Consider the following 15777-nt stretch of genomic DNA (forward strand, 5'->3'; position numbering starts at 1 on the left):
CGGCACACGGGACCGTAGGCGGGGACACCGACAGGACCGCGCCACGCCGGCCCCGTCCGGGTCCGGACGCACGACCGGCGCCCCCTCCCGGAGGAGGAGGCGCCGGTGTGCGGTCCCTGCAGGGGTCCTCGACTAGCCGGCGAGGTCGGTGGCCAGCTCACCCTCGAAGGCGTCCTGGACGACCTCGGCACCGCCGGGGACGTCGGCCGGCCGCAGGACGAAGCTCTGCGTGCTGGGCGACACCCCCGTCTCGAAGCCCTCGATGGGCACGAGCAGCCCACCGGTGTCGATGTCGGCCAGCTCCCCGAACGCGGCGGTGACGCCCTCGCGGGTGAGGTCGCCGCTCTCGCAGGCCGCGGTCAGCACCTGGTTCATGACGTCGCCCATGGCGTACCCGAAGATCGCGCCGAGGCTCGGCGTGGTGTTCGGGTAGGCGGCCTGGTACTGCTCGAGCAGCTCGGGCTGGGCCGCCCACGCCGTAATCGGCGAGGCGACGTACAGGTGGTCCTTGAGCCACTGCGCGGTCGGGCCCTGCAGCAGGCCGGGCGCGAAGACCGGGTTGCTGCCCAGGATCGGCACGTCGAGGCCCGAGGCCTGCGCCACCGCGGCCGCCGAGGCGGTCTGCGTGGGCGCGACGGTCAGGACGATGGCGTCCACGCCCGCCGAGGCGAACTGGGTGACCTGCGCCGACATGTCCTGGTCGGTGGACTTGATCTGCGCCTCCACCACCTCCAGGCCCCGGGCCTCGGCGACGGCGCGGGTGCCGGCCAGGCCGTTCTCCCCGTACTCGCCCTCGAAGTAGATGTGCCCGACGGTGTCGCCGTCGGCCAGCAGCCCCTGGTCGAACAGGTACTGGTAGCCGTTGGCCAGCTCCACGTCGTAGGTGGCGCCGAGGACACCGGTACCCGGGATCTCGGTGAGCGTCCGCGCCCAGGCCGACGGGAAGTTGACGATCTGGTCGGCCTCGTACTCCGGCGCGAGCGCGGTGTTGATCGGCGAGCCGATCGTCTGCTGCATCGCCAGGATGTTGTCCTTCATCCCGCTGTAGAGCTGCACGCCCGTCTGCGGCACGTAGGTGGTGTCCTGGACGTCGAGCTCGACGTCGTAGGTCTCGCAGACCTGGTTGTCCTGCCAGTAGAGCTGGTTGCCGTTGGTGATGTCCTGGCCCAGCGCGGCGAAGACGCCGGTCAGGTCGGTGAGCACGCCCAGCCGGATCGTGGTGCCCTCGATGCCGACGTCGGTGGTGACGTCCCCCTCACCGCCTCCGCCTCCCCCGCCGCCGCCGCTCTCCGGTGCCTTGGTGCTGCAGCCGCTGACCGCGACGACGACGGCAGCGGCCAGGACGGTGGCCCCCCGTAGACGCATTCCTGCTCTCATGTGGTGCTGCTCCCTCGTGTGGGTGGATCGGACGGGTCGGGGACGGTGGTGCTCGGGTCCGAGCCCGCGGCGGCGCTCGGGGCTCCGCGGCCGGGACCGTGTCCCCGGCGGCGGAAGCGGTTGGCGAACCCGGCCAGGCCGCCGGGCTCGAAGAGGACGACGAGGACGATCGCCAGGCCGAAGAGGTAGCGGGCGGCCACCCCGGCGGAGATGCCGCCCTCCCCGGGCGCGCTGACCAGGGGCAGGACGTCGGCGAACTGCTGGAAGACCAGCGGCAGCGCGGTGACGAAGGCCGCGCCCAGCGCCGCGCCGGCGACCGAGCCGAGGCCGCCCAGCACGATCATCGCCAGGTAGAGGATCGAGACGGTGAGGCCGAAGGACTCCGGCGCGATGCTGCCGATCGACAGCGCGTACATGACCCCGGACAGCCCCGCGTACATGGAGCTGACCAGGAACACCCGCGCCTTGTAGGCCTGGACGTTGACGCCCATGACGGAGGCGGCCACCTCGCTGTCGCGCAGGGTCTGCAGCGCCCGGCCGGGCCGGCTGCGCAGCAGGTTGCGGGCGAAGAGGTAGGCGGCCAGGGCCAGGACGATGCCGAGGTACCACAGCCGCTCGGCCTCCCGGAACGGGACGCCGAGGACGAACAGCTGCGGGTCGCTGTTGCCGAAGGTGAACCCGAACAGGGAGAACTCCGGCACCGAGCGCCCGTTGAACCCGCCGGTGACCGGCGTCCAGGTGTTGAGCACGTGGACGCCGATGAACACCAGGCCGAGCGAGGCGACGCCGAGGTAGATGCCGCGCAGCCGGGCCGCGATCGGGCTGAAGACCAGCCCGGCCAGGCCGGCGAGCAGGACGCCCACGACCATGCCGACGATCGGCGGCAGCTCGAGCCCGCGCAGCGCCGCCCGCGTGCCCAGCCCGCCGGACTCCCCGGAGATGAACGTGTAGCTGACCGCCCCGACGGCGAGGAAGAACGCGTGCGCCAGGGACAGCTGCCCGGTGGTGCCGACCAGCAGGTTGAGCCCGATGGCACCGACGATCGCCCCGGCGACGGCGAACCCGGTGCGCAGCCAGAACTCCTCCACGTACAGCGGGAGGACCAGCAGCACGACCAGGGCCGCGAGGAGCAGCAGCGGCTTGAGGAACCGCGCCGGCGAGCGCCGGGGGCCCGACCCGGCCGGGGTGGCCGTCGAGCGGGAGGCGCCGGCCGGCGCGGAGAGGGTGTCAGACACGTGTCAGCTCCTTGGTCCCGAACAGGCCGGAGGGGCGGACCAGCAGCACGATGATCATCACGACGTAGGGGGCGACCTCGCCGAAGCCGCGGCCCAGGAAGGACAGCTGCTCCTGGTAGCCGGCGGCGAGCGCCTCGGTGATCCCGATCAGCAGTCCCCCGACCAGCGCGCCGCCGGTGGAGTCCAGGCCGCCGAGGATCGCCGCTGGGAAGGCGCGCAGCGCGACGGTGTAGGCGGCCGCGCTCACGCCCGGGGTGGGGGCGCCGACCAGGAAGAGCGCCGCGACCGCGGCGAGGATGCCGGCGACCACCCACGCCAGGGCCGAGACCCGGCCCTGCCGGATGCCCATCAGCGCCGCCGCCTCGCCGTCCTCGGCCGAGGCGCGCATCGCCACGCCCCAGCTGGAGTACTTGAAGGCGGCGAAGAACGCGACGATGAGCACCGCGGCGACGCCCATCGCGATCAGCCGGTTCTCGCTGATGCCGATGCCGCCGATGCGGACGGAGTCCCCACCCCACGGGTGCGGCACGTTGAGGATGTCGGGGCCGATCTGCCGGATCAGCTCCGTCAGCAGAATGATGTCGACGCCGATGGTGACGATGGCCAGGCTGATCACCGGCGCGCCGCGGAGCCGGTTGATGATGAACCGCTCGACGAGCAGCGCGGCCAGCGCGGTGACGAGGATGCCGACCAGCACCGCGGGCAGGAAGCCGAGCGTGTCCGACAGCCGGGCGATCGTGTAGGCGCCGAGCAGCAGCAGCGACCCGTGGGTGAAGCTGACGACCTCGCTGGCCTTGAAGATGATCACGAAGCCCAGGGCGATGAGCGCGTAGATGGCGCCCAGCGAGATGCCGTTGAGCAGCAGGGACAGGAACTGGGTCACGACGAGCCCCCCGTGGCCTCGGTGGAGTGGTGGACGACCGCGTCGGCGGGGTTGTCCTCGTTGCCCGAGCCCAGGTAGGCGCGGATGACCTCGGGGTCGGACTGGACCTCCGCCGGTGTGCCGTCGGCGATGCGGCGACCGAAGTCGAGGACGGTCACCCGGTCGGCCAGGGACATGACCATGCCCATGTCGTGCTCGACGAGGATGACCGAGATCCCCAGCGCCGAGCGGATCTCCCGGATCGCGTCGGCCATCCGGGTGGTCTCCTGGGCGTTCATCCCGGCGACCGGCTCGTCGAGGAGCAGCAGCCGCGGCTCGATGCACAGCGCGCGGGCGACCTCGACGCGCTTCTGGTCGCCGTAGGAGAGCACGCCGACGGGGGTGTGCAGCTTGTCGCCGAGGTCGAGGAACTCGGCGATCTCCCGGATCCGCTCGCCGTGCACCCTCCCCTCGCGGGTGGCGCGCGGCAGCCGCAGCCCGGAGGAGAGGAAGCCGGCCTTCGTCAGGTGGTGCCGGCCGAGCATGAGGTTCTCGGCGACGGTCTGCGTCCCGGACAGCGCGATGTTCTGGAACGCCCGGGCCACGCCGACGCCGGCGATCTGGAACGGCCGCATGGCGCTCAGCCGCGCGTCGCCGAACCGGACCTCGCCCTCGGTGGCCTGGTAGACCCCGGAGAGGACGTTGAACAGCGTCGACTTGCCGGCGCCGTTCGGGCCGATGACGGCGTGGATGGCGCCGGGGGCGACGGTGAAGGAGACGTCGTTGAGCGCCCGGATGGCCCCGAACGCGACGCTGACGTGCTCGACCTCGACCGGCGGGACGTCGGAGCGGACGGCGCCGTCCGCCGCCTGCGGGCCGGTCACGCCGTCCACCGCGACAGCGTGCGGCGGGGCGCGGCGGCGGCCCGCGTCCCGGGTGCGGCGCCGGTGTGGCCGAGGTAGAGCCGCTGCACCTCGTCGGTCCGGGCGAGCTCGCGGGCGTCCCCGGCCAGGGAGACCTTGCCGACGTCGAGGACGTAGGCGCGGTCGGCCACGCCGAGGGCCATGGTGGCGTTCTGCTCGACCAGCAGCACCGACGTCCCCTGCCGGTTGATCTCGGCGATCACCTCGCCGATCTGGCCGATGACGCGGGGCGCCAGGCCGAGCGAGGGCTCGTCGAGCAGCAGCAGCCGCGGGCTGGCCATGAGCGCCCGGCCGATGGCGAGCATCTGCTGCTCGCCGCCCGACAGCAGCCCGGCCCGCTGCCCGCTGCGCTCCTGCAGCACGGGGAACAGGTCGTGCACGCGGGTGACGGCGGCGGCCTTGGCGGCACGGTCGCGGTTGCCCATGCCGCCGGCGCGCAGGTTCTCCTCGACGGTGAGCCGGCCGAAGATGCGCCGTCCCTCGGGCACCTGGACGACGCCGGAGCGGACGATCTGGCCGGGGTCGCGGCGGGTCAGGTCGACGTCGCCGAGGCGCACCGAGCCGGCGTCGACCCGGCCGCGGTGCAGCCGCAGCGTGCCGGAGATGGTGCGCAGCAGCGTGCTCTTGCCCGCGCCGTTGCTGCCCAGGACCGCGACGACGGCGCCGTCGGGCACCTCCATGGAGACCCCGCGGACGGCCTCGACCGCGCCGCCGTAGGTCACCTGGAGCGAGTCGACGGTCAGCACGGGCGGACCGGAGGTGACGGAGACCACATGCGGCGGAACGATAGGCGGCTGGTCAAGCCCTGATCGGCAGGAACGCGAGACCGTGACCTGCCGGTGATACGAGCCGGGACCGTCCGACTCCCGCGGCGTCGATCGTGTGCCCCTACCCCATGCCGGGGGCCTGCGTCCTTGGTGCCGGCCACGTTGCGACCCGTCCGGGGAGGTGGGAACACCCGGGGGCTGGACACTGCGGGTAGGCACAGCACACGAGCACGTCCACCGCGTCGACCGGAGCCCGCGATGACCACGACACCGACCACCACACCGACGGGGACGGCGGGGTCCGGGCCGGTCCCCCGGTCGGGGCGGCGCCCGGCGACCGGTGGGGCCCCGGCCGAGCAGGTCCCCGCCGACCAGGACGAGGCGGCCGGCGTCGTCGAGGGCGGCGAACCGGTCGGCGTCCCCTCGGCGGCCGGCGTCCTCCGGGGCGTGGTCGCGGCCCTGGCCCAGCCCGGGCCGGTCACCCGCGGGGCGGGGCGGCTGGTCCGCACCTGGGCGGCGGTCGCCCGCGGGAGCGAGGAGCACCGGCCGGCGCCGCGGGACAAGCGGTTCAGCGACCCGGCCTGGTCGGCCAACCCCGTGTACCGCCGCCTCGCGCAGGGCTACACGGCGCTCGGGGACGAGCTGTCCCGGCTGGTCGACGAGTACGAGCACACCGCCGGGGACTGGCACGACGTCGAGCGGGCCCGCTTCGCCGTCGGCATCCTGACCAGTGCGCTCGCGCCGACCAACACGCTGCCGGGCAACCCCGCCGCGCTCAAGCGCGCGTTCGACACCGGCGGCGCCAGCCTGGTCCGCGGCCTGCGGCAGTTCGCGCACGACGTCCGGCACAACGGCGGGATGCCGTCGCAGACCGACCGCAGCGCCTTCACCGTCGGCGAGGACCTCGCGCTCACGCCGGGCGACGTCGTCGACCGCGACGACGTCGCCGAGCTCATCGAGTACCGCCCGAGCACGCCGGCGGTCCGGGAGCGGCCGCTGCTGGTGATCCCGCCGCCGATCGGCCGCTACTACTTCCTCGACCTGCGGCCCGGGCGCAGCTTCGTGGAGTACGCGGCCAGCCGCGGGCTGCGGGTGTTCATGGTCAGCTGGCGCAACCCCACCCGCGAGCAGGCCGACTGGGACATGGACACCTACGCCCGCCGCGTCCTGCGCGCGATCGACGTCGTCACCGACGTCACCGGGTCCGAGGACGTCAACACCCTCGGCTTCTGCGCCGGCGGCATCCTCATGTCGACCGTGCTCAACCACCTCGCGGCCACCGGCGACCACCGGGTGCACTCCGCGTCCTACGGCGTGACGCTGCTCGACTTCGGCACCCGCGCGCCGATCGGCGCCTTCTCCGCGCCCCGCCTGCTCGAGCTGGCCGGCGCCGACTCCCGCCGCAGCGGCGTCATCACCGCCCGGTCGATGGGCGCGGTGTTCAGCTGGATGCGCCCCGACGACCTGGTCTTCAACTACGTGGTCAACAACTGGCTGATGGGCGAGCCGCCGCCGGTCTTCGACATCCTCGCCTGGAACGCCGACGGCACGAACCTGCCGGCGAGGCTGCACGGGCAGTTCCTCGACGTCTTCCGGTCCAACACCCTCGCCACCCCGGGCGCGCTGACGGTGCTCGGCACCCCGGTCGACCTGGGCCGGATCACCGTCCCGGTGTTCGTCACCGGCGCGGTCAACGACCACCTCACGCCCTGGACCGGGTGCTACCGGACGACGGAGCTGCTGTCGGGCCCGGCCACCTACGTGCTCAGCAACGCCGGGCACATCGCCAGCCTGGTCAACCCGCCGGGCAACCCGAAGGCCAGCTACTGGATCGGCGGGGAGCCCGGCACCGACCCGGAGCGGTGGCGCGCGTCGGCGGAGAAGCGCACCGGCACGTGGTGGGAGGCGTGGGCCGACTGGGTGCTGGAGCGCTCCGGGGAGGAGCGGCCGGCGCCCGAGGCCCCCGGCGACGCCGCGCACCCGCCGCTCGAGGCCGCGCCGGGCTCCTACGTCCGGGACCGCACGCCGGCCTGACCCCGTCCCGACCGCGCACGAGGAGGACGACCGTGTTCGACGAAGAACTCACCACCACCGTCGCCCGGGGCCGCCGGCACGCCCTCGGCGACCTGCTGCACCGCTCGGCGGCCCGCACCCCCGGGAAGACGGCGCTGCGCTACCGCGACCGCAGCCACACCTACGCCGAGCTCGACACCGTCGTCGACCGGACCGCCAACGCACTCACCGCGCGGGGCGTGGCCAAGGGCGACCGGGTGGCGCTGCTGTCGCACAACGACGACGGCTACGTGGTGCTCACCTTCGCCCTGGCCCGGCTCGGCGCGATCGCCGTCCCGGTCAACTTCATGCTCCGGGCCGGTGAGGTCGCCTACGTCCTGGAGCACTGCGGAGCCGTCGGCGTCGTCGCGGAGTCCGCGCTGCTGCCGGTGGCGCGGGAGGCGCTCGAGCTGTCCGGGCGCGACCCGTCCGTGCGGGTGCGCGGGGTGCTGGGCAGCGACGGCGGGCCGCTGCCGCAGGGCTGGGAGGCGTTCGAGGCCTGGACCGCGCACGCGGACGCCTCGACCCCGCAGGTGCCGGTCGCCGACGACGACGTGCTGCAGCTGATGTACACCAGCGGCACCGAGTCGCGGCCCAAGGGCGTGATGATGACCAGCCGCAGCCTGGTCACCCAGTACGTGAGCTGCATCGTCGACGGCCGCTACGGCGCCGACGACGTCGCCCTGCACGCGCTGCCGCTGTTCCACGTCGCCGCCCAGCACTGCTTCCTGAACCCGAACCTCTACCTCGGCGGGACCAACGTGGTGCTCGACGGGCCCGACCCGGCCACCGTGCTGGCGACCGTCGAGCGCGAGCGGATCACCAGCCTGTTCTGCCCGCCGACGGTGTGGATCGGGCTGCTGCGCTCCCCCGACTTCGACCGCCGGGACCTGTCCTCGCTGGCCAAGGGCTACTACGGCGCGTCGATCATGCCCGTCGCCGTGGTCGAGGAGCTGCGCGCCCGGCTGCCCGGGATGGCGCTGTTCAACTTCTACGGGCAGACCGAGATGTCCGCGCTGGCCCTGGTCCTCTCCCCCGAGGACCAGCTGCGCAAGCCGGGATCGGCCGGCACGGCCTGCATCAACGGCGAGACCCGCATCGTCGACGACCTGGGCCGGCCGGTGGGCCCGGGCGTCGAGGGCGAGATCGTGCACCGCAGCCCGCACGCCACCGCCGGCTACTGGAACGACCCGGAGAGGACCGCGGAGGCCTTCCGCGACGGCTGGTTCCACAGCGGCGACCTCGGCGTGGCCGACGAGGACGGCTACGTCACGGTCGTCGACCGCAAGAAGGACGTCATCAAGACCGGCGGCGAGAACGTGGCCAGCCGCGAGGTCGAGGAGGTCCTCCACCAGCACCCGGCGGTGGCCGAGGCCGCCGTCTTCGGCATCCCCCACCCCCGGTGGATCGAGGCGGTCGCGGCGGTGGTCGTGCTGCGGGAGGGCGCCACGGTCGCCCCCGAGGAGCTCGTCGGGTTCTGCCGGGAGCGGCTGGCCGGCTTCAAGACGCCGCGGCACGTCGTCCTCGCCGACGCCCTCCCTAAGAACGCCAGTGGCAAGATCCTCAAGCGCGAGCTGCGGACGGCGCACGCCGGGCTGGCCGGGTGACGGCACGGCACGCCGGGGACGGGCTGGACGGGCCGGTGGCGGAACCGTCGGTTACCGTCGGGTAGCTGTGGCGTGGGCCACAGACCCACGCACCCCGAGGGAGACCGTCCCGTGCTCTACACCGCCTACGAGTGGCAGCAGCGGCTCACCGCCCCGGCCCGGACGACGTCCGCGCTGACCGCGCGGGCCATCGAGGCCCTGCCGGCGCCGCTGGCCGGGCTGCCCGCCCCGCGCCGGCTGCGGGCCGCCTGCCGGATCGTGGCCGACGCGCGCCCCACCCACGTCCGCCCCGAGTGGGGCATCGACGCGGTGGAGGTCGACGGGCGCAGCGCCGAGGTGGTCGTGGGGTCGGCCCTGTCGACGCCGTTCGCCGACGTCCTGCACTTCGCCAAGCCGGACGTGGGCGAGCAGCCCCGGGTGCTGGTCGTCGGCCCGATCTCCGGGCACTTCGCCACCCTGCTGCGGCCCACCGTCCGCACCCTGCTGGCCGACCACGACGTGTACGTCGTCGACTGGCGCAACGCCCGCGACGTCCCCGTCTCGGCCGGCCGGTTCGGGCTCGACGAGTACGTCGACCACGTGCTGCAGGCGCTGCGGCACCTCGGCGGGGACACCCACGTCATGGCCGTGTGCCAGCCGGCGCCGCTGGTGCTGGCCGCCGTCGCCGTGCTGGCCGCGGCCGACGACCCGGCCCAGCCCCGCAGCGTCACGCTGATGGCCGGGCCCATCGACACCCGGGTCAACCCCAACCGGGTCAACCTCACCGCCGACCGCCACTCGCTGTCGCGGTACGAGCGGCTGCTCACCACCACCGTCCCGGCCCGCCACGCCGGCGCCGGGCGCCGGGTCTACCCCGGGGTCACCCAGCTGACGGCGTTCATGTCGATGAACCCCCGCCGGCACCTCGGGGCCCACCTCGGGATGTACCGGGCCATGGTCGCCGGCGACGAGGAGCGCGCCGCGGCCACCCGCTCCTTCTACGAGGAGTACGGCGCGGTCATGGACGTGCCCGCCGAGTTCTACCTGGAGACGCTGCAGCGGATCTTCATGGAGCACGACCTGCCCCGCGGCGTGTTCACCTGGCGCGGGCAGCCCGTGGACCCCTCGGTGATCACCCGCACCGCGCTGCTCACCGTCGAGGGCGCCCATGACGACATGTGCTCGCCCGGCCAGACCGAGGCGGCGCACGCGCTGTGCACCGGGATCCCGGCCGAGCGCCGGCGCCACCACCTGCAGGACGGCGTCGGCCACTACGGCGTCTTCGCCGGCTCGCGCTGGGAGCAGGAGATCTACCCGGTCTTCCGGGCGTTCGTCGCCGAGCAGGAGGACGCCTGCACGGCGGCGGCCACCGCGCTCTGACGTCCGCCGGCGGGGGGACGGCGGGGCGGGACCGCGCCGGCCGGCTCCGGCGGGCACGTCCGGCCGGGCACCACCGAGCACCACGGCTGCCCGCGCACCCTTGCGGGGTGCGGGCAGCCGTGGTGCGACGGCCGGGTGGCCGTGCCGCTCCGAGGTGTCCCACGACGCCGCGCACCCGTCGCGGCTGCAGCTCCCCGTCTCGCGCCGAGCGCCCGGGCGGGCCGTCCGGCCGTGACCCGGGTAACGTCGGCAGCGCCGTCCAGCTCGACCAGCCCCTGGATCCGGTTCCGACACGACGACGCTCCGCGGCCGGGCCCCGCGACGTCGATCCCCCGAGGGGGCCGGCCGGCCCCGAGGACGGACCCATGGACGCGCCGCTCTGGCAGGAGCAGCCACCGCCACCCCTGCCCACCCCGGTGTACGACGGCGACATCGCCGCGGCGGCCGACCTCACCCACCACCGGGGACGCCTGCGCGAGGAGCTGCGCCGGCAGGCCGCTCCGCCGCGGGCCGGCGAGGACGACCTCGCGCGGCTGCTCCTGGCGTTCGAGGAGCTCACGTCCAACGGCCTGCGCCACGGCGGCCGGCCCGTGCACGTCACCGTCACGCACGACGACGAGGGCTGGCTGGTCGACGTCACCGACGCCGCGCCCGACCGCTGGCCGGCGCCGGCCCTCGACCGCGACCCCGCGCACGGGGGGCTGGGGCTGTACATGGTCGCCCGGCTGAGCGCGGCCCACGGCTGGTGGAGCGACCCGGTGAGCAAGCACGTGTGGGCCTGGGTGCGGCCCGCGCCGCCCACCTGACCCGGGAGCGGCCGGGGGCCGGACGGGCCGGTGTCACATCCGGGACGGCGGCGGTGCTGTAAGGGTGTGGACGTCATGAGGCAGGCACCGGTCGCCGCCCTGTCGGCCGCCGCGGTGCGCGGGGTCGCGCCGGGGCGCACCGGACGGAGGGACGGGACCGTGGCGGGTGCGGGGGGCGCCGTCCGGGCCGACCTTGAACAGGTCTTCCGCGCCTGCTACCCGGGGGTGGTCGGCGTCGCCGCCCGCGTCCTCGGTTCCCGGGACGAGGCCGAGGACGTCGCCCAGGAGGCCTTCCTGGCCTTCGGCCGCACCGCCGTCCCGGCCGCCGAGGCGCCGCGCTGGCTGGCGGTCGCCGCCGCCCACACGGCGCTCAACCACCTGCGCTCGGGCCGCCGCCGCACGGCCCGCGAGGAGGCCGCCGCGGACGGCGAGTCGGAGACGCCCGACGTCGCCGACGCCGTCGTCGTCCGCGAGGAGCACGGCCGGGTGCGTGCCGCACTCGCCCGGCTGCCCCGCCGGCAGGCCGTCGCCCTCGTCCTGCGGCACAGCGGCCTGAGCTACGCCGACGTGGCCGCCGCCCTGGACCTGTCCCCCGGCAGCGTCGGCACGACCGTGCGACGCGCCGAGTCCGCCCTTCGCGAGGAGTTGACCCGCCATGCGCCATCCCACTGACGGGACCCTGCGCCGCCTGCTCGACGAGCCGGCCGGCGTCCCCGACGACGACCGCACCCACGTCGCCGGCTGCGCCCAGTGCCGGCGCGGCCTGACCGCCGTCCGGGAGGACGCCGCGGCCGCCACCGCCGCGCTGTCCGCGGCCGCCACCCCCGACGTCGACCTGGCGTGGGGGCGGTTCGCCGCGCACGTCGCCGCCGACGCCCGGGGCCGGGCGGCCGCGCCCGCTCCGGCGCCGGCCCGGCGGTGGCGCCGGGCCCTGCGCAGCCCCGTGGCCGCCGCCCTCGGCGTCGCCCTGGTCCTGGGCGGGGCCGGTGCCGCGGCCGCCGCCGACTGGCTGCAGGTCTTCCGCACCGAGGAGGTCGCCGCGCTCCCGGTCAGCAGCACCGACCTGGTCGGGCTGCCGGACCTCTCCGCCTACGGCGACCTGGAGCTGGTCACCGACCCCGGCGTGCACGAGGTCGCCGACGCCGCGGCCGCCGAGGAGGAGACCGGCCTCGACGTGCCGCAGGTGGACGCCCTCCCCGCCGGGGTGACCGGTGAGCCGGCCTACACCGTGGGCGGGCAGGCGGTCGCGGAGTTCACCTTCTCCGCCGACCGGGCCGCCCAGGCGGCCGCCGAGGCCGGCGAGACGGTGCCCCCGCCGCCGGCCGGGCTCGACGGCAGCACCTTCCGGCTGGTGGCCGGCCCGGGTGTCGCCGCCGTGTGGTCGGAGGCACGGGGCGTGCCCGCGCTCGTCGTCGCCCGGGTGACCGCGCCCAGCGCGTTCTCCTCCGGCGTCCCGTTCGAGACCGCGCGCGACTACCTGCTGTCCCTCCCGGGGCTGCCCGACGAGCTGGCGGCGCAGCTGGAGGACTTCACCGCCGACGGCACCACGCTGCCGCTGCCGGTGCCCGCCGAGCTGGCCACGTCCTCCACCGCGGACGTCGGCGGGCAGGAGGCCACCGTCCTGGCCACCCGCGACGGCACCGTGACCGGCGTGGTGTGGGTCGAGGACGGCGTCGTCACCGGGGTCGCCGGCTCGCTGAGCGAGGACGAGGTCCTCGCCGTCGCCCGGGGGCTGCGCTGACCGCCGTCGGCACCGCCACCGCCGGGGACGCCGACCGGCTGCTCGCGCAGCTGCCGCCGTCCCCGGCGGTGTGGTGCTCGGGGCTGCGCAAGCGGTACGGACGGCGGACCGCGGTCGACGGCGTCTCCTTCGCCGTCGGCCGCGGCGAGGTCCTGGGCCTGCTCGGGCCCAACGGCGCCGGCAAGACGAGCGTGATCAAGATGCTGCTCGGGCTGGTCCGCCCGGACGCCGGCGAGGTGCTGCTCCTCGGCCGGCGGGGGCGCGACCCGCGGGCCCGCGAGCGGGTCGGCTACCTGCCCGAGCTCTTCCGCTACCAGCCGTGGCTGACGGCGGCGGAGGTGCTCGCCCTGCACGTGCGGCTGGCCGGCGCCCGCGTCCCCGGCGAGGAGCAGCGGGACTGCCTGGCGCTGGTGGGCCTGGCCGAGCGGGCCGGCGACCGGGTCGGCGGCTTCTCCAAGGGCATGCAGCAGCGGCTGGGCCTGGCCGTGGCGCTCGTCGCGCGCCCGGAGCTCGTCGTCCTCGACGAGCCGACCAGCGCGCTGGACCCGCTCGGGCGGGTCGACGTCCGTGACATCGTGCTCTCGCTCAGGGAGCGCGGGGTGGCGGTGCTGCTGAACTCCCACCTCATCGGCGAGGTCGAGCGGGTCTGCGACCGGGTCGTGATCCTCGACCGCGGGCGGGTCGCCGCCTCCGGCACGCTGACGGAGCTGCTCGGCCAGCGGGAGGTGCGGCTGCGGCTGGGCGGGGTGACCGCGGCCGCGGAGGCCCGGATGGCCGCGGTCGGCGCGCTGCACCGCACCGGCGAGGAGTTCACCGTCGCGCTGCCGGGCGACGACGACGGGTCCGCGGTGCCGGGGCTGGTCGCCGACCTGGTGGGCCTGGGTGTGCGGGTGCACGCGGTGGAGCCGGTGCGGATCAGCCTGGAGGAGCGGCTGCTGGGCATCCTGCGGGAGGAGCACCCGTGACCGGGCTGGCGCACGACCGCGGCACGGCCGGCCGGAGGGCCGACGAGCGCGCGCGGGGAGGGGCCGCGACCGTCCTGACCGTCGCCGGGCTGACGCTGCGCGAGGCGGCCCGCCGCAAGGTGCTGCGCGCGCTGGGCGTGCTCACGGTCGCGCTGCTGGGCCTGTCGGCCTGGGGCTTCGCGAAGCTGGCGTCGGTCGATCCGGAGTTCGGCGCGCTGACCAGCGGTGAGGCCCGGCTGGTCGCCTCCCAGCTGCTCAACCTGGTGATGTTCGGCCTGAGCCTCATCGCGGCGCTCGGCACGGCGTTCCTGGCCGGGCCGACGCTGTCCGGCGAGGTCGAGTCGGGCATGGCGCTGTCCGTGCTGGCCCGGCCGGTGCGCCGCGCCACCGTGCTGCTCGGCAAGTGGCTGGGCCTGGTGGTCTTCGGCAGCGGTTTCGTCGCCGTCGCGGGGCTGGCGCAGTTCCTCGTCGTCCAGGTGACGGTCGGCTACTGGCCCCCCGACCCGGTCACCGGCCTGCTGCTGCTCGCCGCGCAGACGACGGTGTTGATGACGCTGGCGCTGCTGCTGTCCACCGCCGTCTCCCCCATGGCCTCGGGCATCGTCGCGGTCGGCCTGTTCGGCGCGACCTGGGTGGCCGGCGTCGTCGGCAGCGTGGGCGAGGTCGTCGGCAACGACGGCGTGGCCCAGGTGGGCACGGTCTCGCGGATGCTGCTGCCCACCGACGGGCTCTGGCGCGGCGCCATGCACGCCTTCCAGGACTCGACGGCGCTGAGCTCGTTCGGCGCCGACTTCGAGGGCTCGCCGTTCCTCGGTGTCGCCCCGCTCAGCGCCGGCTACCTGGCCTGGGTGGTCGTGTGGACCGCCCTCATCGGGAGCCTCGCCGCGCTGTCGTTCAGCCGCCGGGACGTGTGAGGCTCAGGCGAGCGACCGCGGGACCGCCGGCCGGCCGCGCGGCTCGACGAAGCGGGTGAGCAGCGGGCCGGCCACGGCGAGGACGAGCACGTAGCCGGTGGCCAGCGGCCCGACCTCCGGGATGCCGGCCGCCACCGCCAGGCCGGCGACGACGATCGAGAACTCGCCGCGGGCCACCAGCGCCGTCCCGGCGCGCCACCGGCCGGGCACGGCGACGCCGTCGCGCCGCGCGGCGAACCAGCCGGTCGCGACCTTGGTGCCGGCCGTGACCACGGCGAGCAGCAGGACGGCGGGCAGCACGGGGACCAGCGCGGCGGGGTCGGTGGACAGGCCGAAGGCCACGAAGAAGGTCGCCGCGAACAGGTCGCGCAGCGGCCCGAGCACCGACCGCGCCCGCTCGGCGAAGGACGCCGGCAGCGCGAGCCCCACCAGGAAGGCGCCCACGGCCGCGGACACCCCCAGCGACTGGGCCAGCCCGGCGACCAGCAGGGTGAGCCCGACCACGCGCAGCAGCAGCTGCTCGTCGTCGGCCGAGCCCAGCAGCCGGCCGAGCCGGTGCCCCTGCCGCTGGGCCGCCAGCAGCGCCAGTGCCACCGCGCCGCCGGCGAGGCAGGCGCCGGCGAGCGCCGTTCCCGGTCCCCCGCCGGCGAGCGAGACGGCGAGCAGCGGCAGGAACAGCGCCATCGCGAGGTCCTCGAGCACCAGCACGGAGAGCACCGCGGGGGTCTCCCGGTTGGCCAGCCGGCCCAGGTCGCCGAGCAGCCGGGCGACGATGCCCGACGAGGAGATCCAGGTGACGCCGGCCAGCGCCAGCGCCCCCTGCCACGGCAGGCCCAGCAGGAGACCGGCCACGAACCCCGGCGGGGCGTTGAGCAGCAGGTCGACCAGCCCCGAGGGGCCGTGGTGCCGCAGCGAGGTGAACAGCTCGTCGGCGGAGAACTCCAGTCCGAGGGCCAGCAGCAGGAGCACGACGCCGATCTCGGCGGCCGCCTCGATGAACGGCTCGGAGGTGGTCAGCGGGACGACCCCGCCCTCACCCACCGCGAGCGCGGCGACCAGCACGAACGGCACCGAGGACAGGCCCAGGCGACGGGCCAGCAGGCCGAGCAGGGACAACCCCGTGAACAGCAGGCCGAGCTCGACCAGCAGCTGGGCGACGTGGTCCACCG

General features: G+C 75.3%; 14 protein-coding genes. 8 read left to right on the forward strand and 6 right to left on the reverse strand.

Features of this window, described 5'->3' with window-relative positions:
• Window positions 1–132: 132 nt before the first annotated feature.
• From JOD57_RS00945 to JOD57_RS00965, 5 genes are read right to left on the reverse strand one after another with little or no spacing between them, the layout of a single operon-like run.
• Complete coding sequence (locus tag JOD57_RS00945; protein ID WP_239568014.1) at window positions 133–1365, reverse strand: ABC transporter substrate-binding protein; 1233 nt, start codon at window positions 1363–1365, stop codon at window positions 133–135.
• 8 nt (window positions 1366–1373) lie between these two features.
• The gene (locus JOD57_RS00950) at window positions 1374–2612 is read right to left on the reverse strand and encodes a branched-chain amino acid ABC transporter permease (protein ID WP_204690173.1); all 1239 of its coding nucleotides are present in this window, start codon (window positions 2610–2612) and stop codon (window positions 1374–1376) included.
• A complete protein-coding gene (locus tag JOD57_RS00955; protein ID WP_204690174.1) occupies window positions 2605–3495 on the reverse strand; it encodes a branched-chain amino acid ABC transporter permease in 891 nt (296 codons plus the stop codon). Before JOD57_RS00955 ends, JOD57_RS00950 begins: the two co-directional genes overlap by 8 nt.
• Entirely contained in the window at window positions 3492–4367 is an 876-nt protein-coding gene (locus tag JOD57_RS00960; protein WP_307824351.1) for an ABC transporter ATP-binding protein, read from the reverse strand. Before JOD57_RS00960 ends, JOD57_RS00955 begins: the two co-directional genes overlap by 4 nt.
• Window positions 4355–5143, reverse strand: coding sequence for an ABC transporter ATP-binding protein (locus tag JOD57_RS00965; protein ID WP_204690175.1), 789 nt, complete (start codon window positions 5141–5143; stop codon window positions 4355–4357). Before JOD57_RS00965 ends, JOD57_RS00960 begins: the two co-directional genes overlap by 13 nt.
• A gap of 279 nt (window positions 5144–5422) precedes the next feature.
• Here JOD57_RS00965 and JOD57_RS00970 point away from each other — a divergent pair, with 279 nt between their 5' ends.
• The 8 genes from JOD57_RS00970 to JOD57_RS01005 all read left to right on the forward strand — a co-directional run bounded on the left by JOD57_RS00970 (window position 5423) and on the right by JOD57_RS01005 (window position 14608).
• Window positions 5423–7198, forward strand: coding sequence for a PHA/PHB synthase family protein (locus JOD57_RS00970; RefSeq protein WP_204690176.1), 1776 nt, complete (start codon window positions 5423–5425; stop codon window positions 7196–7198).
• A gap of 32 nt (window positions 7199–7230) precedes the next feature.
• On the forward strand, window positions 7231–8823 hold the full coding sequence (locus JOD57_RS00975; RefSeq protein WP_204690177.1) for an acyl-CoA synthetase: 1593 nt from the start codon (window positions 7231–7233) through the stop codon (window positions 8821–8823).
• 111 nt (window positions 8824–8934) lie between these two features.
• Entirely contained in the window at window positions 8935–10182 is a 1248-nt protein-coding gene (phaZ, locus tag JOD57_RS00980; protein ID WP_204690178.1) for a polyhydroxyalkanoate depolymerase, read from the forward strand.
• Window positions 10183–10547: 365 nt separating this feature from the next.
• Window positions 10548–10988: an ATP-binding protein gene (locus JOD57_RS00985; RefSeq protein ID WP_204690179.1), complete on the forward strand. Its 441-nt coding sequence runs from the start codon at window positions 10548–10550 to the stop codon at window positions 10986–10988.
• Window positions 10989–11063: 75 nt separating this feature from the next.
• A complete protein-coding gene (locus JOD57_RS00990; RefSeq protein ID WP_204690180.1) occupies window positions 11064–11660 on the forward strand; it encodes a sigma-70 family RNA polymerase sigma factor in 597 nt (198 codons plus the stop codon).
• The gene (locus JOD57_RS00995; RefSeq protein ID WP_204690181.1) at window positions 11644–12729 is read left to right on the forward strand and encodes a hypothetical protein; all 1086 of its coding nucleotides are present in this window, start codon (window positions 11644–11646) and stop codon (window positions 12727–12729) included. The genes JOD57_RS00990 and JOD57_RS00995 overlap by 17 nt, the downstream gene beginning before the upstream one ends.
• A 68-nt stretch (window positions 12730–12797) precedes the next feature.
• Window positions 12798–13694: an ABC transporter ATP-binding protein gene (locus tag JOD57_RS01000; protein WP_307824352.1), complete on the forward strand. Its 897-nt coding sequence runs from the start codon at window positions 12798–12800 to the stop codon at window positions 13692–13694.
• Window positions 13691–14608 carry an ABC transporter permease gene (locus JOD57_RS01005; protein ID WP_307824353.1) on the forward strand — a complete coding sequence of 306 codons (918 nt, stop codon included), beginning with the start codon at window positions 13691–13693 and terminating at the stop codon, window positions 14606–14608. Before JOD57_RS01000 ends, JOD57_RS01005 begins: the two co-directional genes overlap by 4 nt.
• 3 nt (window positions 14609–14611) lie before the next feature.
• Here JOD57_RS01005 and JOD57_RS01010 read toward each other — a convergent pair whose 3' ends face one another.
• On the reverse strand, window positions 14612–15775 hold the full coding sequence (locus JOD57_RS01010) for a cation:proton antiporter (protein ID WP_204690182.1): 1164 nt from the start codon (window positions 15773–15775) through the stop codon (window positions 14612–14614).
• Between the last annotated feature and the right edge of the window lie 2 nt (window positions 15776–15777).

The organism is Geodermatophilus bullaregiensis, from assembly GCF_016907675.1.
Taxonomy (GTDB): Bacteria; Actinomycetota; Actinomycetes; order Mycobacteriales; family Geodermatophilaceae; genus Geodermatophilus; species Geodermatophilus bullaregiensis.

What these genes read in the sequence shown, in the direction of transcription:
- JOD57_RS00990 (WP_204690180.1), top strand. Translation starts at nt 11,064, where the DNA reads ATGAGGCAGGCACCGGTCGCCGCCCTGTCGGCCGCCGCGGTGCGCGGG.
- JOD57_RS00970 (WP_204690176.1), top strand. Translation starts at nt 5,423, where the DNA reads ATGACCACGACACCGACCACCACACCGACGGGGACGGCGGGGTCCGGG.
- JOD57_RS00985 (WP_204690179.1), top strand. Translation starts at nt 10,548, where the DNA reads ATGGACGCGCCGCTCTGGCAGGAGCAGCCACCGCCACCCCTGCCCACC.
- JOD57_RS00995 (WP_204690181.1), top strand. Translation starts at nt 11,644, where the DNA reads ATGCGCCATCCCACTGACGGGACCCTGCGCCGCCTGCTCGACGAGCCG.
- JOD57_RS00945 (WP_239568014.1), bottom strand. Translation starts at nt 1,365, where the DNA reads ATGCGTCTACGGGGGGCCACCGTCCTGGCCGCTGCCGTCGTCGTCGCG.